Source organism: Streptomyces europaeiscabiei (genome assembly GCF_036346855.1).
Classification (GTDB): Bacteria; Actinomycetota; Actinomycetes; order Streptomycetales; family Streptomycetaceae; genus Streptomyces; species Streptomyces europaeiscabiei.
The window spans coordinates 7384152-7406870 of the sequence record NZ_CP107841.1 but is presented as its reverse complement, the minus strand read 5'-3'; the positions used below and the strand labels follow the sequence as shown (position 1 = coordinate 7406870).

Below are 22719 nucleotides of genomic sequence, written 5' to 3'. Positions count from 1 at the left end.
CGCGTTCAATTTACAACGCCGCAGGTCCGAGCTGGTCTACCTGGACTCGAACCAAGAATGACGGTACCAGAAACCGTAGTGTTGCCAATTACACCATAGACCAATATGGTTTAGACCTTTGCGTACCCCCGACCGGATTCGAACCGGCGCTACCGCCTTGAGAGGGCGGCGTGCTAGGCCGCTACACAACGGGGGCCCTAGCGATCCTGCATCGATGGTGGTGGGAGCTACCCTGGCCACCTTCGCGGGAAGGATCAGTACCCCCGACCGGATTCGAACCGGCGCTACTGCCGTGAGAGGGCAGCGTGCTAGGCCGCTACACAACGGGGGCTTCGCGGAGATGATCTCCGCTTGTGCAGATGAGCTCTGCGAGCTGGCCTACCTGGACTCGAACCAAGACTAACGGAACCAGAAACCGTCGTGCTGCCAATTACACCATAGGCCACTGGAACTCAAGCCCCTGAAGGGATCTTGTTCTAGTGTGCACCTCCGGCTCCCGGCCTTTCGGCCCGCTCCGGCGGCGCAGGAAGAACATTACCCGAAGGTGGACGGCGCTCCAAAACGGGTATCCGAGCCGAGGATCGCGGGGAGTTCGGCGAGGGTGGCGATCCGGTGCGGCCCGACGGGCGGGTCGACGGTCGCGTGGAGACCACCGCGGTCGATCCAGACCGACAGCAGACCGGCGTCGGCGGCGCCCCGGCCGTCGATCTCCGGATGGTCGCCGACGTACACGACCTCGTGCGGCGCCAGCTCCAGCGCTTCGCAGGCCACATGGAACGCCTCGGCGGCCGGCTTGTGGACGCCCAGTTGCTCGGCGCACAACACCGTCTCGAAGCGGTCCCACACGCCGAGGGCGCGCAGCTTGCGTTCCTGGACGGGGAGGCTGGAGTTGGAGAGCACCGCGTGCCGGTGACTCGCGGCGAGCGCGTCGAGGACCGGCACCACGTCCGGGAAGAGCGACCAGGCCCGCTCGTAGTGGGCGATGTAACGCTCGAACCAGGCGTCGGCCTCCGTGTCGCTGAGGGGCCGGCCCTGGAAGTCCCGTACCCGGTCGCGGCGGGTGGCCTCCCAGTCGCCCTCGCCCGCCGCGTACCGCCTCCAGTGCAGGCTCGTCAGTTCGCGCCAGCGGGTCAGAGCCTCTTCGACGGAGTCGTACCCGAGCAGCAGGCCCTCGGCGGCGAGATGGTCCCGCATGCCGGCCCGGTCGGCCGCGGTGTAGTCGAAAAGGGTGTCGTCGACGTCCCAGAGCACGGCCTTGATGTCCATGATCAGACGGTAGCCCGAGGCCGGCCGTCCTGTCCGGAGGATGGGGGATGACGAAGGGGCGGCACCCGGACTGCCGGGTACCGCCCCTTCCGTACGAGAGTTACGCGGCCAGCCTGGCCAGGGCCGCGTCGATCCTCGCCATGGTCTTCTCCCGGCCCAGGATCTCCAGGGACTCGAAGAGGGGGAGGCCGATCGTGCGGCCGGTGACGGCGACGCGAACCGGGGCCTGGGCCTTGCCGAGCTTGAGGCCGTGGGCCTCGCCGGCGGCCAGGACGGCCTCCTTCAGGGACTCGGCCGAGGTCCAGTCGGCCGCCTCCAGCTTCTCCTTCGCCGTACGGAGCAACGCGTCGGAGCCCTCCTTCATGGCCTTCGCCCAGCTCGCCTCGTCCTGCACCGGCTCCGGCAGGAACAGGAAGTCGACGTTCTCCGTGATCTCCGAGAGGACCTTGAGGCGGGTCTGCGCGTGGGGGGCGACGGCCTCCCACTTTGCCTCGTCGAAGTCCTCCGGCGCCCAGGGGGCGAACGGGGCCTTCAGCCACGGGGCGCAGCGCTCGGTGAAGTCCTTCACGTCCAGCAGCCGGATGTGGTCGGCGTTGATCGCCTCGGCCTTCTTCAGGTCGAAGCGGGCCGGATTGGGGTTCACGTCGGAGACGTCGAAGGCGGCGACCATCTCCTCGATCGTGAAGATGTCCTTGTCGGCGGAGAGCGACCAGCCGAGCAGGGAGAGGTAGTTGAGCAGGCCCTCGGGGAGGAAACCGCGCTCCCGGTAGAGGTTCAGGCTCGACTCCGGGTCGCGCTTGGAGAGCTTCTTGTTGCCCTCGCCCATCACGTACGGCAGGTGGCCGAAGGACGGGATCTCCTTGGCGATGCCCAGCTCGGTCAGTGCCTTGTAGAGGGCGATCTGGCGGGGCGTGGAGGAGAGCAGGTCCTCGCCGCGCAGGACGTGGGTGATCTCCATCAGGGCGTCGTCGACGGGGTTGACGAGCGTGTAGAGCGGGGCGCCGTTCGCGCGGACGATGCCGTAGTCCGGCACGTTCTCCGGGGTGAAGGTCAGTTCGCCGCGGACCAGGTCCGTGAAGGTGATCGTCTCGTCGGGCATCCGGAAACGGACGATCGGCTCACGGCCCTCGGCCTCGTACTGAGCCTTCTGCTCGGCCGTGACCTCGCGGCACTTGCCGTCGTAGCCGGAGGGCTTTCCGGCGGCGCGGGCGGCGTCGCGGCGCTCCTCCAGCTCGGAGGCGGTGCAGTAGCAGGAGTAGGCGTGGCCGGCGTCCTTGAGCTTCTCGGCCACCTCCTTGTACGTCTCCATGCGCTGCGACTGGCGGTACGGCGCGTGCGGGCCGCCGATCTCGGGGCCCTCGTCCCAGGTGAAGCCCAGCCAGCGCAGGGAGTCCAGGAGCTGCCCGTAGGACTCCTCGGAGTCGCGGGCCGCGTCGGTGTCCTCGATGCGGAAGACGAACGTGCCGCCGGTGTGGCGGGCGAACGCCCAGTTGAACAGGGCCGTGCGGACCAGGCCCACATGGGGGTTGCCGGTCGGGGACGGACAGAAACGTACGCGGACGGAGCCGTTAGCCACGCTTGATCACCTTGTTGGTGAGAGTGCCGATGCCTTCGATGGTGACGGCGACCTCGTCGCCGACGTTGAGGGGGCCGACCCCTGCCGGGGTGCCCGTGAGGATCACGTCGCCGGGGAGCAGCGTCATGGCCTCGGTGATGTTGACGATCAGGTCCTCGATGGAGTTGATCATCTCGCTCGTCCGGCCCAGCTGACGCTGCCCGCCGTTGACCGTGAGCTGGATGGTCAGGTCGCTCGGGTCGAGGTCGGTCTCCACCCAGGGGCCCAGCGGGCAGGAGGTGTCGAAGCCCTTGGCCCTGGCCCACTGCTTCTCACGCTTCTGGACGTCACGGGCGGTGACGTCGTTGGCGCAGGTGTAGCCGAAGACCACGTCCTTGACGCGTTCGCGCGGGACCTCGCGGCACAGGCGGCCGATGACGACGGCCAACTCGGCCTCGTGGTGCAGTTCCTGCGAGAACGAGGGGTACTGGATCTCGTCGCCGGAGCCGATCACAGAGGTGGCCGGCTTGAAGAAGGCGAACGGGGCGTCGGGTACCTCGTTGCCCAGCTCGCGCGCGTGTTCGGCGTAGTTGCGGCCGAAGGCCACGATCTTGTTGGGGAGCACCGGCGGCAGCAGCCTGACCTTGCTGAGCGGGACCTTCGTACCGGAGAGCTCGAAGTCCGCGAACGGAATGCCCTTGATGATGTCGAGGACGAGCTCGTCCGGCTTGTCGCCCTCGACCGCGCCGAAGGCTACGTTCCCGTCGATGGAGAACCTGGCGATGCGCACGGGATGCTTGCGCCCCTTAACTGAGCTGGCTGGAGTCTGACGGTCCAGGCTAACGCGGGGCGGGGTGCCCGCCTCGCGCATTATTGGTGAGGCACGCACGCGGAAGGGCGCCCGGCACGAGCCGGGCGCCCTTCGGCTTCGTACGCACGGGAATCCGCCGAATCTTCACAGAAACCGGGTTGAGCGGTTGGCGGATCCCGCGCGTACTTGAGCGTGCAACTACTCCACCGTCTGGACCGGGACCGTCATCAGGACCGTCCGGCGGGGGTTGGCGGTCTGGGAGGGGAGGTCGACGGAGTGCTCCTGCTCCGGCGTGCGCAGGTCCTCGGCGTCGGCGAGGTGGGCCAGCGTCGTACGCCGGGGGTTGGCTATGTTGCGGAACATCGTCGTCGTCTTCACTGTTGTCCTGGACCTCGTCATGTGCGGGCGCCGGGCGGACCGCAAGGGCCGTCCCACAAGCGCGGGTTGTCGGATTCGCCATCCCTGTAAAGCGTCAGGCTAAACATCCGATTCCCGGGTCAAGTCGTGAAGAAGGCATGATCGGTGTGTGAGTTTCCTCACTCAGTCATGGGTAAAACGGGCAATCCCGGCCATCGATCCGCCCCCATGAAACGGACATCTGTTACCTGAAGCGCTTATTCCGCTCCTGATCATGGCGACTGGGACACCCAGCTCGCGCCATGGGGCCGTACGGTTATGTCCGTAATAAGCGGAAACACCTTCCACGCCCGGTGACACGGTCATCACATGCTGTCACAGTGAACAGACCGTTACCCATTGGCCTTGTTGCAGATCCGGCACTGTGCTGGAATTCCACGGACCGCCGCAGGATCGTGCCGGCGCGCAGAGGCGCAGATCAACAGCGCCTGGCGGCGGTGGGAGGGGGAGCCAGCGCCGGTCACTCACGACCACCCAATTGGGGACGTATTCAGGGCGCCCCCGAAGACGCCGACACCGTCCCGCCGTTCACGCGGTGGGGCGCCTGGTCCAGAGGTTGCGACGCTAGTGCAGGGACGTTTCAAGAGGGATGGCAGCGCTTCGGCGGAGCCGGAGCCACACAACGGAGCCGGCAACGGTTCCTCCCCCCAGCACGCCCAGAACCCGGGTCCGGCGGAGATCGGCGACGGCGGGGAGCGCTCCGGGCGCCCCGGCGCGTCAGTTGCTCCCATGCCGTCCGGGAAACCCAAGGGCGGTACCAACGGCGGAGTCGGCAACGGCTCCCGAATAGCCCTGCGCAACTGGCGCATCTCGACCCGTCTCGTCTCGCTGCTCGCGCTCCCCGTGGTGGCGGCGACCTCGCTCGGTGCGCTGCGCATCGGCGACAACGTGGACGACATCCAGCAGCTCGACAACATGCGGCTGCTCACCGACATGACCAAGCAGGCGACCGAGCTCGCCACCGCGCTCCAGCAGGAACGTGACGTGTCGGCCGGTCCCCTGGCACACGGTCTGAACGCCAACGACTACACGGTCAAGGGCGCCCGCGAGAAGACCGACCAGGCCCGCATCCAGTTCACGGACGCGACCCAGGCCGCCGAGACCGCGAACACCACCACGAAGCTGCCCGGTGTCCGCGACAGCCTCGTCCGGGTCGTGCGCGAGCTCTACAACCTCAGCGCCATCCGCAAGAACGCCTACGTGGACCCCAAGAACTCCACGCAGACGGTCGAGGCCTACCACCGCCTGGTCGATCAGTTGCTGGAACTGTCCACGGACATGGCCGAGGCGACCAGCAACCCGGACATGATCAAGCGGACCCGTGCCCTGGCGGCGTTCTCCTCCGCCAAGGAGTACGCCTCCGTGCAGCGCGCGGTCATCGCGGCGGCCCTGCCCGAGACCGACAACAAGAGCGGCCAGCTCTCCGAGAACGACCGGCTGTACGCGTTCGCGGCGCTGGGCAACGAGGAGTCCGACCGCAGCACCTTCCGCGACATCTACGGTTCCGGTGCCGAGGTCAAGACCAGGCCGATCGACGACGCGAGCCCCACCATCGAGGCCTCCGACGTCTACGCGGACCGGGTCCTCGCCAGCGCGGGTGGTCTGGGCGGGCAGGACAAGCGCTCGTACAAGGACTGGACCGACGACTCCGCGGCCAAGATCGAGCAGATGAAGAAGATCGAGGGCTCGCTCCTCGAGGAGATGGAACAGACCGCCCGAAACCTCCGCGCCGACGCGGAGCAAGAGGCGATCATCTCCGGTGCGCTGATCCTGCTCGTCCTCGGTGTCTCCCTGGTCGGCGCGTTCGTCGTGGCCCGGTCCATGATCCGCTCGCTGCGCCGGCTGCAGGACACCGCGACCAAGGTCGCCCAGGACCGGCTGCCCGAGCTGGTCAAGCAGCTGTCGGAGTCGGACCCGCAGGACGTCGACACCTCCGTCGAGTCGGTCGGTGTGCACTCCCGGGACGAGATCGGCCAGGTGGCCGCGGCCTTCGACGACGTGCACCGCGAGGCCGTCCGCCTCGCCGCCGAGCAGGCCCTCCTGCGGGGCAACGTCAACGCGATGTTCACCAACCTCTCGCGCCGCTCCCAGGGCCTCATCCAGCGTCAGCTGTCGCTCATCTCCGAACTGGAGTCCCGCGAGGCCGACCCGGACCAGCTGTCCTCCCTCTTCAAGCTCGACCACCTCGCGACCCGCATGCGCCGTAACGGTGAGAACCTCCTCGTTCTCGCCGGTGAAGAACCCGGCCGCCGCTGGACCCGCCCGGTCCCGCTGGTCGACGTGCTCCGCGCCGCAGCCTCCGAGGTGGAGCAGTACGAGCGCATCGAACTGTCCTCCGTGCCGACGACCGAGGTCGCCGGCCGCGTGGTCAACGACCTCGTGCACCTCCTCGCCGAGCTGCTGGAGAACGCCACCTCCTTCTCCTCGCCGCAGACCAAGGTCAAGGTCACCGGTCACGCGCTGCCCGACGGCCGGGTGCTGATCGAGATCCACGACACGGGTATCGGCCTCTCCCCCGAGGACCTCGCGGCGATCAACGAGCGGCTCGCCTCGCCGCCCACCGTGGACGTGTCGGTCTCCCGCCGCATGGGTCTGTTCGTGGTCGGCCGGCTGTCGCAGCGCCACGGCATCCGTATCCAGCTGCGCCCGTCCGACTCGGGCGGTACGACCGCCCTCGTCATGCTTCCCGTCGACGTGGCACAGGGCAACAAGAAGCCCACCCCGGGCAAGCCCGGCCAGGGCGCGCCTTCCTCCGGTGGTCCGGCCGCCGCGCAGGCCGCGGCCGGTGCCGCCGCCGCGCGTCGCCAGGCCGGCAACCAGTCGGGTCCGCCGCTCGGCGGCCCCTCCGCCGGTGGCGGCCTCCTCGGCGCCCCTCCGCAGCGTGGGCAGGTCGGCGCGGGCCAGGGTCCGCGGGCCGCGCTCCCCGGCAACCCCAGTGGTCCGGGCGGTCTCGGCAACCCCGGGGGTCCGCGTGGGCCGCAGGGTGGTCCGCCGGTGCCTCCGCAGGGCAACCGGCCTCCGGCGGGCGCCGGTGCCGGTGCCGGAGGGTTCGGCAACGGCGGTGCGTTCGGCGGCGGTCAGGCGCCCGGTGCCCCACAGGGCCTGCAGGCCGCCGGGACCGGTGGCCCCGGCAACTTCGAGAGCTTCGACGACTCCGGACGCCAGGGCGGCTTCCCGAGCGGCGGTTCGGGCCTGCGCCCGGCCGGCGGCCCCGGTGACGCCGGTGCGGCCCGGCAGGGCGGGACCGACGGCGGTCCGGGTGCCGTGCCGCCCAAGCAGGGCAAGGAACGTTCCGGCAGGCGCCGTCCGCAGCTGCCCGGCCGCGGTGGCCCGCGCGCCGAGCTGCCCGGCGGCAACTCCCCGTCGCGGACGCCGAGCTGGAGCGACGACAACGCCCAGCCGTCGGTGCCGCGCGCCTCGCTGGACGCCCCGCGCGGCCACGAGGAGCAGCCGGACGTCACCGCGCCGATGCCGCGCGTCGACCCCGGCCAGGCTCCGGGCTCGCCCACGGACTTCCCGCGTTCCCCGCGGGCCGACTTCGACAGCCAGCGCCCCGGCGCGGGCGCGCCGCAGGACGGCACCGGGTCCTACGTCCGCTCCGACGTGTTCGGCGGGGCCGGTGCTCCGCCGGCGCCCACCGGTCCGTCCCGGGGCGCCTCGCAGGACCCGTCGTCCACCGGCCAGTTCGCCATGCCGGGCTACGACGCCGCCGGCACGGGCCAGTTCCCGGCTCCGGGCCGGCCGAACCCGCAGGACCCGGGACAGTACGGTGCGCCCGGCCGGCAGAACGGCCAGGGCTCCGGGCAGTACAACGCTCCGGGTCGGCAGAACTCCCAGGACACCGGCCAGTTCGAGCGGCCGCAGGTCAACGGGGAGAGCTTCGGCGCGCCCCGCCCGCCGGTTCCGCCGCAGCGTCCCCCGATGCCCCCGCAGCGCCCCGCGCGTCCGCAGGAGCCGGAGGCACTGCCCCCGGCGACGGGTCCGATGGACGGCCGTACTCCGCTGTACGACACGCTGGAGACCAACTGGTTCCACGGTCAGGGCGGGCAGAACGGTCAGCAGCAGGGCAACCAGCCGGGCAACGGTTCGGCGCCGCAGCAGCAGGCCGCCCCCGCTCCCCAGGCTCCGGTCGCTCCTCAGACTCCGGTCGCTCCTCAGCGTCCGGCGACCCCCGCTGCGCCTGCTTCCCCCAACTGGCGCAGCACACCCAACGACGACCTGGTCCGCCAGGCCGAACGTGCCCGACAGCCTTCGGCGGGCGGGGTCACCACCTCCGGCCTGCCGCGCCGGGTCCCGCGCGCGAACCTCGTGCCGGGCACGGCTCAGCAGCAACAGCACCAAACCGGTCCGCAGGTCTCGCGTTCGCCTGATGACGTACGCGGCCGGCTGACCAATCTCCGTCGGGGCATCGCGCAGGGTCGACAGGCCGGCAACGGCCAGACCGGCAGCTTCCCGAGCCCCACTCACCAGCAGGAGCGTTAGTTGAGCCAGATGAGCCAGGCGGCACAGAACCTCAACTGGTTGATCACCAACTTTGTGGACAACACCCCCGGGGTGTCCCACACCGTCGTCGTATCCGCCGACGGCCTTCTTCTGGCGATGTCGGAAGGCTTTCCGCGCGACCGTGCCGATCAGCTCGCGGCCGTCGCCTCCGGGCTCACCTCGCTCACGGCCGGGGCCTCCCGGATCTTCGAGGGCGGGGACGTGGCCCAGACGGTGGTCGAGATGGAGCGCGGCTTCCTCTTCCTGATGTCCGTCTCCGACGGATCGTCCCTGGCCGTCCTCGCCCACCCCGAGTGCGACATCGGCCTGGTCGGTTACGAGATGGCGTTGCTCGTCGACCGCGCGGGCGCCGTGCTCACGCCCGACCTGCGCGCCGAACTCCAAGGCAGTCTGCTCCACTGACGCCTGCGGATCCACACAACTCACCAAATCACCGTCCGGCCGCCAAAGCCCCCACCGGCCCCCGTCAGACGGCACGACTGACCGACTTGCTGTCCCGCTCGGAGGATCAATGACCCCGCCCACCGCTCCTCACGATCCGTACGCAGAGCCGTACGGAGACGAGGGCGACCAGCCTCTGGTTCGGCCGTACGCCATGACCGGTGGTCGGACGCGGCCGCGTTACCAGCTCGCCCTCGAGGCGCTGATCAGCACGACGGCAGACCCCGCGCATCTGTCGGGACTGCTCCCCGAGCACCAGCGGATCTGCCACCTGTGCCGCGAGGTGAAGTCGGTGGCCGAGGTGTCGGCCCTGCTGTCCATGCCGCTCGGTGTGGCACGGATCCTTGTCGCGGACCTCGCCGAGGCCGGACTCGTCGCGATCCACCAGCCCGGTGGCGACGAGAACGCCGGTGGTGCCCCGGACGTGACTCTGCTGGAAAGGGTGCTCAGTGGACTTCGGAAGCTCTGAATCGGGGCGGGCCACCACCTCGGCGAAGATCGTGGTGGCGGGCGGCTTCGGCGTGGGCAAGACCACGTTCGTCGGGGCCGTCTCGGAGATCAACCCGCTGCGTACCGAGGCCGTGATGACGTCCGCGTCAGCGGGCATCGACGACCTCACCCACACCGGAGACAAGACGACGACGACCGTCGCCATGGACTTCGGCCGCATCACCCTGGACCAGGACCTGATCCTGTACCTCTTCGGCACCCCCGGCCAGGACCGCTTCTGGTTCATGTGGGACGACCTGGTCCGCGGCGCCATCGGCGCCATCGTCCTCGTCGACACCCGCCGCCTCGCCGACTGCTTCCCCGCCGTCGACTACTTCGAGAACAGCGGCCTCCCCTTCGTCATCGCCCTCAACGGCTTCGAGGGGCACCAGCCGTACACGCCCGACGAGGTGCGCGAGGCGCTGCAGATCGGACCCGACACGCCGATCATCACGACGGACGCACGGCATCGGTCGGACGCGAAGTCGGCGCTGATCACCCTCGTCGAGCACGCGCTCATGGCCCGCCTCCGGTAGGGCAGAGCGGCCGAAGTACCACGGCTGGGCCCAAAACAGGACCCAAGTCCACAACGCCCTACGGCGCTTGTCGTAGTTACACCGAAGCCGGCTGTGTCCTTTGACACGGTCGGCCTCGGTGTTCATAACGTTTCGACAGAGAAATAGGGTGGTACGACCACGCGTCGCGGTCGATCGGTACCGCTGCGCTCACAATGCCCCCGCTTTTTGCCGGGGCTCGCTCTTTATGACCGATTTATCTGGGACTTACATCACGCGGAATCGTTGCCTCCCAGTGTTTGGAAGTCCTCAGCGTGACGTGCTGGAATGCCTGAACTGCCCATTAGTCAAAGACGTACTAGGGCGTGGAGTCACCCGCGGCACGACGTAGGTGCCGGCGCCGAGAGGTTGTTGGTCGAGTGAGGCGAAGCAAGAAAGGTCCCGAGCCGTCGGCGCGGGGCAATTTCACCCCGCCGTCGCGCGGAGCGGCACCCGCACAAGTGACCCGACCGGAGCCGACGGCAGCTCCCGCGCCCAGCGGCAGTCGTCTCTCCCCGCGCAACTGGCGGGTCCCGACGCGTCTGAACGCGATCCTCCTCATACCCGTGCTGGTCGGCCTGATCATGGGCGGCTTCCAGGTGAAGAACTCGATCGACACCTGGCAGGAGGCGAAGGACGCCGAGAAGGTGGCCAAGATCGTGGCCGCCGCCGGTGTCTACGCCGAAGCGCTGCTCAACGAGCGTGACATCTCCGCCCAGCCGCTGCTGGACGGCGACCGGGACAGCGATGTCGTCAAGGACGCCCGCGCCTTCACCGACGAGAAGGCGGACGCCTTCCACGCGGAGGTCGTCGGGATGCCGGCCGGGCAGGGCCTGGAGCGCCGTCTGCGTCTGGTGGAGGAGGCCGAGCCGGCGCTGGAGAAACTCCGGCAGACCGCCTTCACCCGGGCCGCCGACCCGGTACAGACCGAAGAGGGCTACGTCACCGTCGAGCACCTCCTGGCGGAGTTCTCCAACGAGCTCGGACTCGGTACCGGCAACATCACCGCGTACGGCCGTACGGTCTACGCGGTCACGCTCGCCAAGGGCGCCGCCTCTCTGCAGCGCTCGATCGGCACCCACCTGCTGGTCCGGCCCAGCGAGGACGAGAGGGTGTTCCGTCAGCAGGTCACCGCGTTCACCTCGTACGCGTACCTGGAGAACATCGCCGTACAGGAGTACGTCTCCGGTGGTACCGAGGCCGACGCCGCGCGTCTGCAGTCGGTCATGGCGCAGAAGACCGAAGAGGGCAAGAAGCAGGCCGCCGAGGCCGCGGCCAAGGACGCGAACTACGTTCCGCCGCCGGACACCATGCTGAAGATGATCCAGGCGATCGGCAGCGGCGCCAACGCCGAGGACCTGGCGAAGCAGGGCGTCACCTACCAGAACTGGATGGCGGCCTCCACGCTGAAGTTCGAGGGCTACAGCGAGGTCGAGACCGAACTGATCAACCGCGCCGTGTCCGAGGCCGGCCAGATCGCCTCCGACGCCCAGCGTGACGCCTACATCAACGGCGCCATCGTCATCGTCGCCCTGCTCGCGGCGTTCATCATCGCCGGGATCATGGCCCGCCAGATGAGCCGCGCGATGCGCCAGCTGCGCAACGCCGCCTTCGGCATCGCCGAGCAGCGTCTGCCGATGCTGGTCGACCAGCTCTCGCGCACCGACCCCGGCCGGGTCGACACCCGGGTCGCGCCGATCCCCATCAACACCACGGACGAGATCGGCGAAGTCGCCCGCGCCTTCGATCAGGTCCACCGCGAGGCCGTCCGGCTCGCCGCCGAGCAGGCCCTCCTGCGGGGCAACATCAACGCGATCTTCACCAACCTCTCGCGCCGCAACCAGTCGCTGATCGAGGGCCAGCTGACCCTGATCACCGACCTGGAGAACAACGAGGCCGACCCGGACCAGCTGGAGAACCTCTTCAAGCTGGACCACCTGGCGACCCGTATGCGCCGCAACGGCGAGAACCTCCTGGTCCTCGCCGGCGAGGAGCCCGGCCGCCGCTGGGACCAGCCGGTCCCGCTGGTCGACGTGTTGCGCGCCGCCTCCTCCGAGGTGGAGCAGTACGAGCGCATCGAGCTCTCCGGCGTCCCGGAGGCCGAGATCCACGGCCGCGCCGTGACCGACCTCGTGCACCTGCTCGCCGAGCTCCTGGAGAACGCCACCACGTTCTCCTCCCCGCAGACCAAGGTCCGTGTCACCGCGACCCGTCTCCCCGACGGCCGTGTGATGATCGAGATCCACGACAAGGGCATCGGCCTCACCGCCGAGGACTTCGCGGACATCAACCACAAGCTGGCCAACCCGCCGACCGTGGACGCCGCGATCTCGCAGCGCATGGGTCTCTTCGTGGTCGGCCGACTGTCCGACCGGCACGGCATCCGCGTCCAGCTGCGCCCCTCGGGCGAACAGGCCGGTACGACCTCGCTGGTCATGCTCCCCGACGTCATCACCCACGGTGGCGGTGGCGAGCAGCAGCCGGCGGCCGACCAGTTCACGGTCTCGCAGATCATCCCGGAACAGCAGCACGCGTTCCAGCAGCCGGCCATGGCCCCGATGCGGACCGCCGCCGAGCTGGGCTTCGACGACAGCCGCTACGAGGTGCCGGACGACATCCGCGACCTGGACCCCGTGGGCCGTTCGCTGATGCGCGACGAGCGTCGCGCGGCACTGGAGGCCCAGGCGCACCCGCAGCTGCCCGCGGGCCAGACGCCGCGCTACGGCGACGACTTCCAGTCGCCCGAGCCGTCCTACGACAACGGCGCGACGGCGTACGTGGACCCGCAGCGGTCGTACGACCAGCAGACGGCGTACGAGGAGCCGCAGCAGCCGTCGTACGACGAGGCGTACTTCGGTCCGAACGGCAACGGTGTGGCGAACGGCAACGGGCACCTGCCGGGCGGGAACGACACGTTCACCGCTACCGGCGGTTACCCTGAGCCCGCCTATACGGAGTCCGTCCAGGACGAGCACGCGGCGGCCGCCACGAGCGCCCCGGAGACGTACTCGGGCTTCGAAGAGCCGTCCTATCAGGACGACTGGCCGCAGCAGCAGGACTACCAGAACTCGTACCGCTCCGAGTACGCTCCGGAACCGGAATCTGCGCAGGCCGCTGACGTGAAGGAGCCGGACCGCGTAGGCTTCGACCGTCCGGGACCCACCCCCTCCGCCGGCCACGCGCTGACCGACGCCGGCCTGCCCCGCCGCGGATCCACCGCGAGCGCGGGCGGCACGAGCGCGGGCGCCGTGAACGGACGGCAGGAAGTGGCCCAGGACCAGCCGACGGCCGGGGGACCGAACGGCGACTGGCGCTCGGACAACGACGCGCGCTGGCAGCAGGCCTCCCAGCTGAAGAAGCCCAAGGCGGGCGGGGTCACCTCCTCCGGCCTGCCGCGGCGGGTGCCCAAGGCCAACCTGGTCGAGGGCGCCGCCCAGACGACCCCGCAGGGAGGTCCACAGATCTCCCGCGCTCCCGAGGACGTCCGGGGCAGGCTGAGCAACCTGCGCCGCGGGGTCCAACGGGGGCGCAACGCAAGCAGTGAAACGAACGGCCAGGCCACAAGGAATCACCACAGTGGTCCTGACAGCACCTACAACCAGGAGCGTTAGTGTGAGCCCGATGAGCCAGGCGGCGCAGAACCTGAACTGGTTGATCACCAATTTCGTGGACAACACCCCCGGGGTGTCGCACACGGTGGTGGTCTCCGCCGACGGACTCCTTCTGGCGATGTCCGAAGGGTTTCCCCGTGACCGTGCCGACCAGCTGGCGGCCGTCGCGTCGGGTCTGACCTCTCTGACCGCGGGCGCCTCCCGCATTTTCGAAGGTGGCAGCGTCAATCAGACGGTTGTGGAGATGGAGCGGGGATTCCTCTTCATCATGTCCGTTTCCGATGGTTCCTCGCTCGCCGTTCTCGCACATCCCGAGGCCGACATCGGTCTCATCGGGTACGAGATGGCACTTCTGGTGGACCGTGCCGGTACGGTCCTGACGCCCGATCTTCGTGCGGAGCTCCAGGGCAGCCTGCTCAACTAACAGTCAGACGGTGCGTTTTGGCGTCCCGGGGCCGTAAGGTTTCGGGACGCGGCCTCCAATGAGCCATGGATGCCAGCACAGTCGGAGGAGGAGAGAACGTGGCAACACCCCCAGGCGGTTCGTCGTCGGGCAACTGGTCCTACCCTGGCCAGGGGCCGGGCCAGGGTGACCAGAATCGGTACAACTTCCCCTCCGCACCGAGCCGCCAGCAGCCGTACGTACCGCAGGGCCCCGGTCCTTCGCCGTACGACCAGCCGCCGGCGCCGCGCATCCAGCCCGTGCAGCCGCAACGCCGCAGCCCTGAGCCGTCGCCCGCAGGGGCGGCGCACAACCCCCTGGTGCGCCCGTACGCCATGACGGGCGGCCGCACCAGGCCTCGCTACCAGCTCGCCATCGAGGCGCTGGTGCACACCACCGCGCAGCCGCACCAGATGCAGGGCCAGTTGCCCGAGCATCAGCGGATCTGCAACCTCTGCCGGGAGATCAAGTCGGTGGCCGAGATCTCGGCCCTCCTGACGATCCCTCTCGGCGTGGCCAGGATCCTCGTCGCCGACTTGGCGGAGGCGGGCCTGGTCGCCATTCATCAGCCCGGCGGCGACGAGAGCGCCGGCGGCCAGCCAGCCGTGACATTGCTCGAAAGGGTGCTCAGTGGACTTCGCAAGCTCTAGCGGAGGGCCTTCCCGCTCCACCACGTCCGCGAAGATCGTGGTGGCGGGCGGCTTCGGCGTGGGCAAGACCACGTTCGTCGGGGCCGTCTCGGAGATCAACCCGCTGCGTACCGAGGCCGTGATGACGTCCGCGTCAGCGGGCATCGACGACCTCACCCACACCGGAGACAAGACGACGACGACCGTCGCCATGGACTTCGGCCGCATCACCCTGGACCAGGACCTGATCCTGTACCTCTTCGGCACCCCCGGCCAGGACCGCTTCTGGTTCATGTGGGACGACCTGGTCCGCGGCGCCATCGGCGCCATCGTCCTCGTCGACACCCGCCGCCTCGCCGACTGCTTCCCCGCCGTCGACTACTTCGAGAACAGCGGCCTCCCCTTCGTCATCGCCCTCAACGGCTTCGACGGCCAGCAGCCGTACAACCCGGACGAGGTGCGCGAGGCGCTGCAGATCGGACCCGACACGCCGATCATCACGACGGACGCACGGCATCGGTCGGACGCGAAGTCGGCGCTGATCACCCTCGTCGAGCACGCGCTCATGGCCCGCCTGCGGTAAGCCTGCGGCGCTCAGCCGTACGAAGGGGTCCCTCTGCGACAGAGGGACCCCTTCGTCGTGCCCGGCCCCCGTTCAGCGCCGTTGTCCTGCGGATTGGGGTTCGGCTGCGGGTCGTGTGTGGTTGCTCGCGCAGTTCCCCGCGCCCCTTGAGGGCATGGGGCGCGCCCGGAGTCTTCAGAGGCGCGGGGAACTGCGCGACCGGCCACGACCGACCGTCAGCCGTACCCACACGCTCACCCCGACGACGCTGAGCGGGAGCCGGGCACGGCCAAGGGGTCCCTCTGTCACAGAGGGACCCCTTGGTGCGGTTCAGCGCCGCAGGCTTACCGCCAGCTGTGCGGTGCCCGGAAACCCGGCTCGCGCTCCAGCCGTCGCCAGCCGGCGCGGGGGCGGGTGCGGTGGGCCGGGGCCTCGACGGGCTGGGCGGCGGCGCGGGCCAGGAGCAGCGCGGTGATCGCGGCCACTTCCTCGGGCTCGGCGTGGCCCTTCTCGACGCGAATATCAGGCAGCTTCATGGGTGTCAGTCTCCGTGGAAGAGGTTTCCGCAGGGGTGCCGCGAGGGAACCGGCGGGTTACTGCGGCGGGTTGCCGTGCTTGCGGGACGGCAGGTCCGCGTGCTTGGTGTGGAGCATCGCGAGGGAGCGGATGAGGACCGCGCGGGTGTCCGCGGGGTCGATCACGTCGTCCACGAGGCCGCGCTCGGCCGCGTAGTACGGGTGCATCAGTTCGGCCTTGTACTCCTTGACCATCCGGACCCGCATCGCCTCGGGGTCCTCGGCCTCGGCGATCTGCCGCCGGAAGATGACGTTGGCGGCACCTTCGGCGCCCATGACGGCGATCTCGTTGGTCGGCCACGCGTACGTGAGGTCGGCACCGATGGACTGGCTGTCCATGACGATGTAGGCCCCTCCGTACGCCTTGCGCAGGATGAGGGAGATCCGGGGCACGGTCGCGTTGCAGTACGCGTACAACAGCTTCGCGCCGTGGCGGATGATTCCGCCGTGCTCCTGGTCGACACCCGGAAGGAACCCGGGGACATCCAGCAGCGTGATGATCGGGATGTTAAAAGCGTCGCACATCTGGACAAAACGTGCAGCTTTTTCCGAGGCCTCGATGTCCAGGACGCCCGCGAGGCTCTGCGGCTGGTTGGCCACGATGCCGACCACCTGACCGTCGAGACGGCCCAGCGCGCAGATGATGTTGCGGGCCCAGCGCTCGTGGACCTCCAGGTAGTCGCCGTCGTCGACGATCTCCTCGATGACCTTGGTCATGTCGTACGGCCGGTTGCCGTCGGCCGGGACCAGGTCGAGGAGGACGTCACCGCGGCGGTCCGCCGCGTCGGAGGCCTCCACGCGCGGCGGGTTCTCGCGGTTGTTCTGCGGGAGCATCGACAGGAGGTAGCGCACCTCGGCGATGCAGGTCTCCTCGTCGTCGTACGCGAAGTGGGCCACGCCGCTGGTCTCGGCGTGCACGTCCGCGCCGCCGAGGCCGTTCTGCGTGATCTCCTCGCCGGTGACCGCCTTGACGACGTCCGGGCCCGTGATGAACATCTGGGACGTCTCGCGGACCATGAACACGAAGTCGGTGAGGGCGGGGCTGTACGCCGCGCCGCCCGCGCAGGGGCCGAGCATCACGCTGATCTGCGGGATGACACCGGACGCCCTGGTGTTGCGCTGGAAGATGCCGCCGTACCCGGCGAGGGCGGAGACGCCCTCCTGGATACGGGCGCCCGCGCCGTCGTTGAGCGAGACCAGCGGGGCCCCGGCCGCGATGGCCATGTCCATGATCTTGTGGATCTTCGTGGCGTGGGCCTCGCCCAGCGCGCCGCCGAAGATACGGAAGTCATGGGCGTAGACGAAGACCGTACGGCCCTCCACCGTGCCCCAGCCGGTGACGACCCCGTCGGTGTACGGCTTCTTGGACTCCAGACCGAATCCGGTGGCCCGGTGCCGCCGCAGCTGCTCGACCTCGTTGAAGGAGCCCGGGTCCAGCAGCAGCTCGATGCGCTCCCGGGAGGTCAGCTTGCCCTTGGCATGCTGCGCCTCGGTCGCCTTCTCGCTGGGGCCGGCCAACGCCTGGGCACGGATCTCGTGCAGCTCGGCCACTCGCCCTCGCGCGTCCGTCGGCTCACCCGGTGCCTCATCCAAAACGGTCATGTAGTGACCTTACGAAGCCGAGCGAGGAAACCGGTCCGTCGACTCCGTACAGTCTCCGGCGTGTTTTCCTGGTACCCCTGAACAGAACCTCGTCGGGATGCAGGCGAACCGACTGCTCAGAGGGTGTGGAGGTTGTAGGAGTCGCACAAAGGCGGTCGGGCCGCTCAGACGAGAGTCAGGTCACAGGTGTGCGTGGCGCAGGCCGTTCCGGGGGTGACGCGGAGCCGTAGCCGGCCGCGTGTCGCCTCCAGCACCTCGACCGGTTCGTCCGCCCGGACGACCTCGCGGACCGGTCCGCGCCAAGTGATCTCCACCGGCTCGCCCGAGCGCGGCGGTTCGCTCACGCAGAGGGTAGCGGTCCTCCCCCGGCGGCGTAGCAGCACACTCGCCGCGGCGGAGGCCGTCAGCGGGCCCGCCGTGCCCGACTGCCAGAAATTGGCGGCCGTCAGACCGAGCGAGGGGACGCGGACGGCCTGGCACGTGGTGTCGTTGGCGAGGATCGACAACCAGTGCCGGTCGGCGGCACGAGCCGCCACGGCGTGGCGTGACGCACCGGGCATCAGGAGGTAGACGTAGGCGGCGTCCACCGGATCGGTGCCGTGGTCCAGCCAGACGGTCTGCCAGCGCCGGGTGCGGCGTTCGGCCGTGCTGGTGAGGTTGATGTCGGACCAGGCACCGGCGCGGTCCTCGCGCAGGGTGCGCAGGGCGCCGCCCACGGGGCCCGGGAGGACCGGGAAGACCCAGCCCCCGTGGCCTTCCAGGTGTGCCCAGCGTCGGCCTCGTACGAGGGCCTGGGATGCTCCGCCTCCGCCCTGCCCGGGGTCGCCGCTGTCGGCCTCCCCGAGGTTCCGGTTGTCGACCACCGTCTCCACCGGCACCCCGTCGGTGCAGCTGATCCCCGACCCCAGACAGATGACGGCGTCGGCGACGCAGAACCAGGACTTGCGGGCCCGGAGGGTGGAGCCGAGCCCTTCGAGGTGCTGGCCGATCGCCGCGTACTCGCCGTCCGTGGTTCCGCCGACCCATCGTGCGGCGGGCTTCGGCGCGCCCCATTCGCCGCCCTCCTTGTCGGCGAGCCGCTTGGTGGAGACGGTCGTGCCGGGGAGGCGGTACCAGTCGACGGTGGGCCAGAACCAGTCCGTGTACTGGTCGCCGTGGTCCGCGGCCCACCAGAGGGTCAGCCCCGCGCCGGTGTGCCAGCCGCGCGGGTTCTCGCCGTTGCCGCACTCGTAGTGGGCAATGCGGTCGGAGGCCATGGCGATGTTCACCGTGAAACCGGGGCGGCGGTGGACGGCTCTGTCCATGGCGGCGAAGAGACGGTGACCGACGGGTTCGGGCGCGGCGGCGATCGGGGAGGCGGCGACGGCGTGCAGCCGGGCCAGGTCCGCGACGCCGAACTGCCTCGCCGTGAGGATCGGCGTGACCGTGTCGCGTTCGATCCACCCCTTGATCCGCCCGTGCCAGCGCTCGCGCTCGCCGGCGGTGGCGCCGAGCGCGAGCAGCGCGATCGCGGCGATGAGCCCCTGACCGTGGAAGTGGTCGCTCCGCAGGATGTGCCGGTCGTCGCCCTTCAGGTAACCCCGGCTGATGGCACGGCCGTTGACGCTGTCCATCACCAGTCCGTCATGGATGAGGGGCGCGTACGCCCGTTCCACGCTGTCGAGGACGATCTGCCGGTTCGGGTCGGTCACCTCCCAGGAGGATCCGGCCAGCAGCGCGAAGAGCCGGCCCAGGCCGTCGAGCAGGACCTGCCCGTACGTCCCCGAGTAGGCCACCCAGGTGTGCTGTACGAACGAGCCGTCGGCGTACGGCCCGTCCCCCCGGGTGACGTACGGGAAGACGGGCGAGAGGGCGTCCCGGGCCAGGGCGATCTTCTCGGGGGCGCGGCCGAGGATGCCGCGCAGGGCCACGGAGCGGCAGAGGTCGACGCGGTTGGCGCCCGTGGAGGTGCCGGTGTACTCGTGGAGCATCGAGTCGGGGACGAAGTGGTCGATCGCCGCACAGGCGTCGGCCCTGCTGGTGGGCGTCAGCTCGTCGTACAGGGCGGCGACGATGTCCAGCAGGAGGCGGGGGCTGCCGATCTGCCACTCCCACCAGTTGCCGTAGCGGGTGGTGGAGGGGTTGTAGACCGTCGCGGTGAGGTGGTCGAGGCCGCGCAGGACGTCCGCGAGGAGGGCGGCGTCGCCGGTCGAGCCGGTGCCGGGCTGCGCGTACGCCTGGGCCATCGTCCAGAGGCGGCCGTAGCTCTGGGTGATCCCGGCGGGCGGGTCGAAGGGGTGGCCCGGCCAGAGGGAGCCGGCGGTGGGTGCCATGGCCGCGCGGAAGGCGTGGGCGAGGTCTCCGGTCTCGCGCAGGCGGGTGGCGTAGGGCTCGACGGTGGGGTCGTATCCGGCGCCGAGCGCGATGGTCAGCCAGCGGCGGCGGAGGGTGTCGTACGCGTCGGTGGCGTACGCGGTGGGGGTGGGCGTGAGGGTCGTCGCCGCCAGGGTCGCGGCGAGGAGCAGGACGGTACGGCGGGTGGGGGCCATGCCCATGCCGTCTATCACCCCGCCGCGACGGGATCAACAGTGCGTGACGGATCGGTCACCGAATCGATAAGGTTGAAACTTGAACGGAATAGGTCTACGGTAGGCCGTGTTCGGTTCGTTGAACATTGAACGACATCACTCAAGGAGTACGTCATGGGCATCTTCGGCCGCAGCAGCACGACCACCGAGACCGCCACCGCCACCGTCTCCGCGGTGAACCCCGAGCTGGCGGCGCTGACCGGCGACTACACGATCGACGCGTCCCACACCACGATCGGCTTCACGGCCCGCCACGCCATGGTCACCAACGTCAAGGGCGGCTTCCTCGACTTCTCCGGCAGCCTGCACCTGGACGGCTCGGACCCGTCCCGGTCCACCGCCTCCATCGACGTCAAGATGGAGAGCATCGACACCGGCAACGCCGACCGTGACGGTCATCTGAAGAGCGCGGACTTCTTCAAGACGGAGGAGTTCCCCACGATGACCTTCCGCTCCACCGAGGCGGTGGCCCTCGGCGGCGACGACTACCGCATCACCGGTGACCTCTCCATCCTCGGCACGACCAGGCCGCTCAGCATCGACCTGGAGTTCAACGGCGCGGCCAAGGACCCCTTCGGCAACGAGCGCGTCGGCTTCGAGGGCAAGGCGGAGATCCTGCGCTCCGAGTGGGGCCTCACGTGGAACGCGGCGCTGGAGACGGGCGGCGTCCTGGTGTCCGACAAGATCAAGCTGACCTTCGACATCTCGGCGATCCGCAACGCGTGAGCCCTCGGCGGCGACGCCGAGCCGTTCCGACACCCGTTGAGCACACCCGCCCTCCGACTCCCCGTATCAGGAGGGCGGGTGCTCGGCATGTCCGGACACATCGGGCACCTCATGGCGGCCCCCGGCCCCCGGCCATCGGCCGTCGTCACGGACCCGGGCACCTGTGGGAGCCGGCAGGCTGCTCGGCTTCGGCCCGGAGGCGTCGGCACCCCGTGAGGTCCGTCCGGCGTGCGCGGGACCGAGCACGCGCATCGAGTGTCCGCCTCCCTCACCGGGCCACCCGTCCCTCCTCCAGTCTCGCGACCGCCGCCGCCACCTGAGCCGCCAGGCTCTGTGGAGTACGCGCCCGCAGCACCCCGAGCATGGCGAGGTACCGGTCCGTCCTGCCGAGCCCGTCGAAGGCGGCCTTCGCACGGGGGTTGCGCTCCAGTGCGGCCGCGAGGTCCTCGGGGACCACGGCGTTCTTCTGCGACTCGTACGCCGCCTCCCATCGGCCGTCCGCCCGCGCCGCGGCAACCTCCGCGAGGCCACCGGCCCGCATCCGCCCGGCGGCGGTCAGCTCCCCCACCCGCCGCACGTTCACCATCGACCAGTCGCCGCCCGGCCTCCGCGGGGTGATCCGCTGCAGGAAGTACGCCTCGTCGAGGCGCCGCCGGTGGCCCGTGATCCAGCCGTGGCAGAGGGCCACGTCATTGACGTCACCGGCGCTGACCGAACGAATCCCCGACCCCTTCTTGGCGACCTTGACCCAGAGGCCGCCGCCGCACGGGGCGGGGTGGGCGGTCAGCCAGGCGTCGAGGTGGCCGGCGTCGGGAAACGCGTGGGCTTCCGTTCCGTCCGGAGTGGTGCCTTCGGGAGCCGTGCCGTCGGGAGTGGTGCCCTCGGGAGCCGTGCCGTCGGGAGTGATGCCCTCGGGAGTGGTCATGCTCCGCACGGTAGACCGGATATAGGTCGGTTCTCGTCCTATACGACGATCGCGTCGTTCAGCACCTGGTCGAGCACCCGGCGCTGTCGTCCCTCAGGGTCGGGGCTGGACAGCCCCGCCGTGCTCACCAGCGCCTTCCACAGCGCCCAGCCGCGTGCCCGGCGCCATGCGTCGTCGGGCAGGCCGACGGCCTCGCGGAAGACCTTCCGTTCCTCGCCGGTGAAGTGGTTCCAGGCGATGACGAGGTCACAGGCGGGGTCGCCGACGCCGGAGGAGCCGAAGTCGATGACGGCGCGGAGGGTGCCGTCCGTGACGAGGAGGTTCCCGGCGGCGACATCACCGTGGAACCACGTCGGCGGCGACGGCCAGGCCGACGTCAGGGCGTCCGCCCAGACGGCACGGCAGGCGGTGACGTCGACGAGGTCCGCCAACCTCTCCAGGGCCGCTTCGACCTCGTCGCCGTACACGCTGGGATGGCAGCCGCGGAAGTACGAGTGCCGCCCGGCCGCCGGACCCCGGCCGGGCGGGGCCTTACGCAGTTCGCTCAGGAAGTCGCCGAGATCGCGGGCCAGTCGCGTGCGGTCGACGCCCACGGCGACCTCGACCGTGTCCCCGGGGAGCCACCGCCGTACCGACCACGGGAACGGGTAGCCCTCCCCCGGCCTCCCGGCGGCGACCGGCTCCGGCACGGGCAGCGACAGGTGCCGGGCCAGCGCGGGCAGACAGCGGTCCTCCTTCGCCACGGCGGCCGCATAGCCCTCCGCGCTCGGCAGCCGGACCGTCAGCTCGTCGCCGAGTCTGAAAGTGCGGTTGTCCCAGCCCTGCCGGTCGACGGGCCGGACGGGCAGCTCGCTCCAGTCGGGGAACTGGGCTGAGATCAGGGCGCGTACGAGGTCCGGGGTGATGTCGATCACCGGGTCAGTGTGGGCGCTCCCCCGACGCCGCCGCACGTCCTTTTCACGGGAGCGGTGCGTGGGCCGGAAGTGAAGCTGGCTGGTTCATGCCTCTTGTGTGAGGGCTTTCGGCGTTCTCATAATCCTGCAA

General features: G+C 69.8%; 18 protein-coding genes and 4 tRNA genes. 9 read left to right on the top strand and 13 right to left on the bottom strand.

Annotated features, from left to right (window positions below):
- Nucleotides 1-31: 31 nt before the first annotated feature.
- The 8 genes from OG858_RS32495 to OG858_RS32460 all read right to left on the bottom strand — a co-directional run bounded on the left by OG858_RS32495 (nt 32) and on the right by OG858_RS32460 (nt 4010).
- A tRNA-Gln gene (locus OG858_RS32495) sits at nt 32-103 on the bottom strand.
- 20 nt (nt 104-123) lie between these two features.
- Nucleotides 124-196: transfer RNA gene (locus OG858_RS32490), tRNA-Glu, on the bottom strand.
- Nucleotides 197-258: 62 nt separating this feature from the next.
- Nucleotides 259-331 (bottom strand) — tRNA-Glu (locus tag OG858_RS32485).
- Between the two features lie 42 nt (nt 332-373).
- Nucleotides 374-445: transfer RNA gene (locus OG858_RS32480), tRNA-Gln, on the bottom strand.
- Nucleotides 446-534: 89 nt separating this feature from the next.
- Nucleotides 535-1266: an HAD family hydrolase gene (locus OG858_RS32475; protein ID WP_086748784.1), complete on the bottom strand. Its 732-nt coding sequence runs from the start codon at nt 1264-1266 to the stop codon at nt 535-537.
- Between the two features lie 100 nt (nt 1267-1366).
- On the bottom strand, nt 1367-2842 hold the full coding sequence (gene gltX, locus OG858_RS32470) for a glutamate--tRNA ligase (protein WP_086748783.1): 1476 nt from the start codon (nt 2840-2842) through the stop codon (nt 1367-1369).
- Nucleotides 2835-3611 (bottom strand): fumarylacetoacetate hydrolase family protein, encoded by a 777-nt coding sequence (locus OG858_RS32465; protein WP_037695907.1) that lies wholly within the window; start codon nt 3609-3611, stop codon nt 2835-2837. Before OG858_RS32465 ends, gltX begins: the two co-directional genes overlap by 8 nt.
- A 219-nt stretch (nt 3612-3830) precedes the next feature.
- The gene (locus tag OG858_RS32460; RefSeq protein ID WP_319066663.1) at nt 3831-4010 is read right to left on the bottom strand and encodes a hypothetical protein; all 180 of its coding nucleotides are present in this window, start codon (nt 4008-4010) and stop codon (nt 3831-3833) included.
- Nucleotides 4011-4616: 606 nt separating this feature from the next.
- On the opposite strand from OG858_RS32460, the gene OG858_RS32455 reads away from it, so the two are divergent.
- From OG858_RS32455 to OG858_RS32420, 8 genes are all read left to right on the top strand, one after another.
- Nucleotides 4617-8531, top strand: a complete 3915-nt coding sequence (locus OG858_RS32455) for a sensor histidine kinase (RefSeq protein WP_319066661.1) — start codon at nt 4617-4619, stop codon at nt 8529-8531.
- A 9-nt stretch (nt 8532-8540) separates the two neighbouring features.
- Nucleotides 8541-8954: a roadblock/LC7 domain-containing protein gene (locus OG858_RS32450; RefSeq protein WP_005479910.1), complete on the top strand. Its 414-nt coding sequence runs from the start codon at nt 8541-8543 to the stop codon at nt 8952-8954.
- Between the two features lie 109 nt (nt 8955-9063).
- Nucleotides 9064-9462, top strand: coding sequence for a DUF742 domain-containing protein (locus OG858_RS32445; RefSeq protein ID WP_013000459.1), 399 nt, complete (start codon nt 9064-9066; stop codon nt 9460-9462).
- Nucleotides 9443-10018, top strand: a complete 576-nt coding sequence (locus tag OG858_RS32440; protein WP_020114072.1) for a GTP-binding protein — start codon at nt 9443-9445, stop codon at nt 10016-10018. Before OG858_RS32445 ends, OG858_RS32440 begins: the two co-directional genes overlap by 20 nt.
- A gap of 398 nt (nt 10019-10416) precedes the next feature.
- Nucleotides 10417-13647: a sensor histidine kinase gene (locus OG858_RS32435; protein WP_179201283.1), complete on the top strand. Its 3231-nt coding sequence runs from the start codon at nt 10417-10419 to the stop codon at nt 13645-13647.
- 10 nt (nt 13648-13657) lie between these two features.
- On the top strand, nt 13658-14071 hold the full coding sequence (locus OG858_RS32430) for a roadblock/LC7 domain-containing protein (protein ID WP_005479603.1): 414 nt from the start codon (nt 13658-13660) through the stop codon (nt 14069-14071).
- A gap of 98 nt (nt 14072-14169) precedes the next feature.
- Complete coding sequence (locus OG858_RS32425) at nt 14170-14739, top strand: DUF742 domain-containing protein (RefSeq protein ID WP_086751022.1); 570 nt, start codon at nt 14170-14172, stop codon at nt 14737-14739.
- The gene (locus tag OG858_RS32420; RefSeq protein ID WP_013000463.1) at nt 14720-15301 is read left to right on the top strand and encodes a GTP-binding protein; all 582 of its coding nucleotides are present in this window, start codon (nt 14720-14722) and stop codon (nt 15299-15301) included. The genes OG858_RS32425 and OG858_RS32420 overlap by 20 nt, the downstream gene beginning before the upstream one ends.
- Before the next feature lie 323 nt (nt 15302-15624).
- Here OG858_RS32420 and OG858_RS32415 read toward each other — a convergent pair whose 3' ends face one another.
- The 3 genes from OG858_RS32415 to OG858_RS32405 all read right to left on the bottom strand — a co-directional run bounded on the left by OG858_RS32415 (nt 15625) and on the right by OG858_RS32405 (nt 19991).
- Nucleotides 15625-15816 (bottom strand): acyl-CoA carboxylase epsilon subunit, encoded by a 192-nt coding sequence (locus OG858_RS32415; protein ID WP_319066654.1) that lies wholly within the window; start codon nt 15814-15816, stop codon nt 15625-15627.
- 57 nt (nt 15817-15873) lie between these two features.
- The gene (locus OG858_RS32410) at nt 15874-17457 is read right to left on the bottom strand and encodes an acyl-CoA carboxylase subunit beta (RefSeq protein ID WP_086751973.1); all 1584 of its coding nucleotides are present in this window, start codon (nt 17455-17457) and stop codon (nt 15874-15876) included.
- Between the two features lie 164 nt (nt 17458-17621).
- Nucleotides 17622-19991: a polysaccharide lyase 8 family protein gene (locus OG858_RS32405; protein ID WP_328544195.1), complete on the bottom strand. Its 2370-nt coding sequence runs from the start codon at nt 19989-19991 to the stop codon at nt 17622-17624.
- Nucleotides 19992-20138: 147 nt separating this feature from the next.
- Between OG858_RS32405 and OG858_RS32400 the strand changes: the two genes are divergently transcribed.
- Complete coding sequence (locus tag OG858_RS32400) at nt 20139-20750, top strand: YceI family protein (RefSeq protein WP_319066650.1); 612 nt, start codon at nt 20139-20141, stop codon at nt 20748-20750.
- Nucleotides 20751-21018: 268 nt separating this feature from the next.
- Here the strand turns inward: OG858_RS32400 and OG858_RS32395 are convergent, their stop codons facing one another.
- Both OG858_RS32395 and OG858_RS32390 read right to left on the bottom strand, forming a co-directional pair.
- Nucleotides 21019-21675, bottom strand: coding sequence for a YdeI/OmpD-associated family protein (locus OG858_RS32395; protein ID WP_319321187.1), 657 nt, complete (start codon nt 21673-21675; stop codon nt 21019-21021).
- 38 nt (nt 21676-21713) lie between these two features.
- Entirely contained in the window at nt 21714-22589 is an 876-nt protein-coding gene (locus tag OG858_RS32390; protein ID WP_327724954.1) for an aminoglycoside phosphotransferase family protein, read from the bottom strand.
- Nucleotides 22590-22719 lie beyond the last annotated feature (130 nt).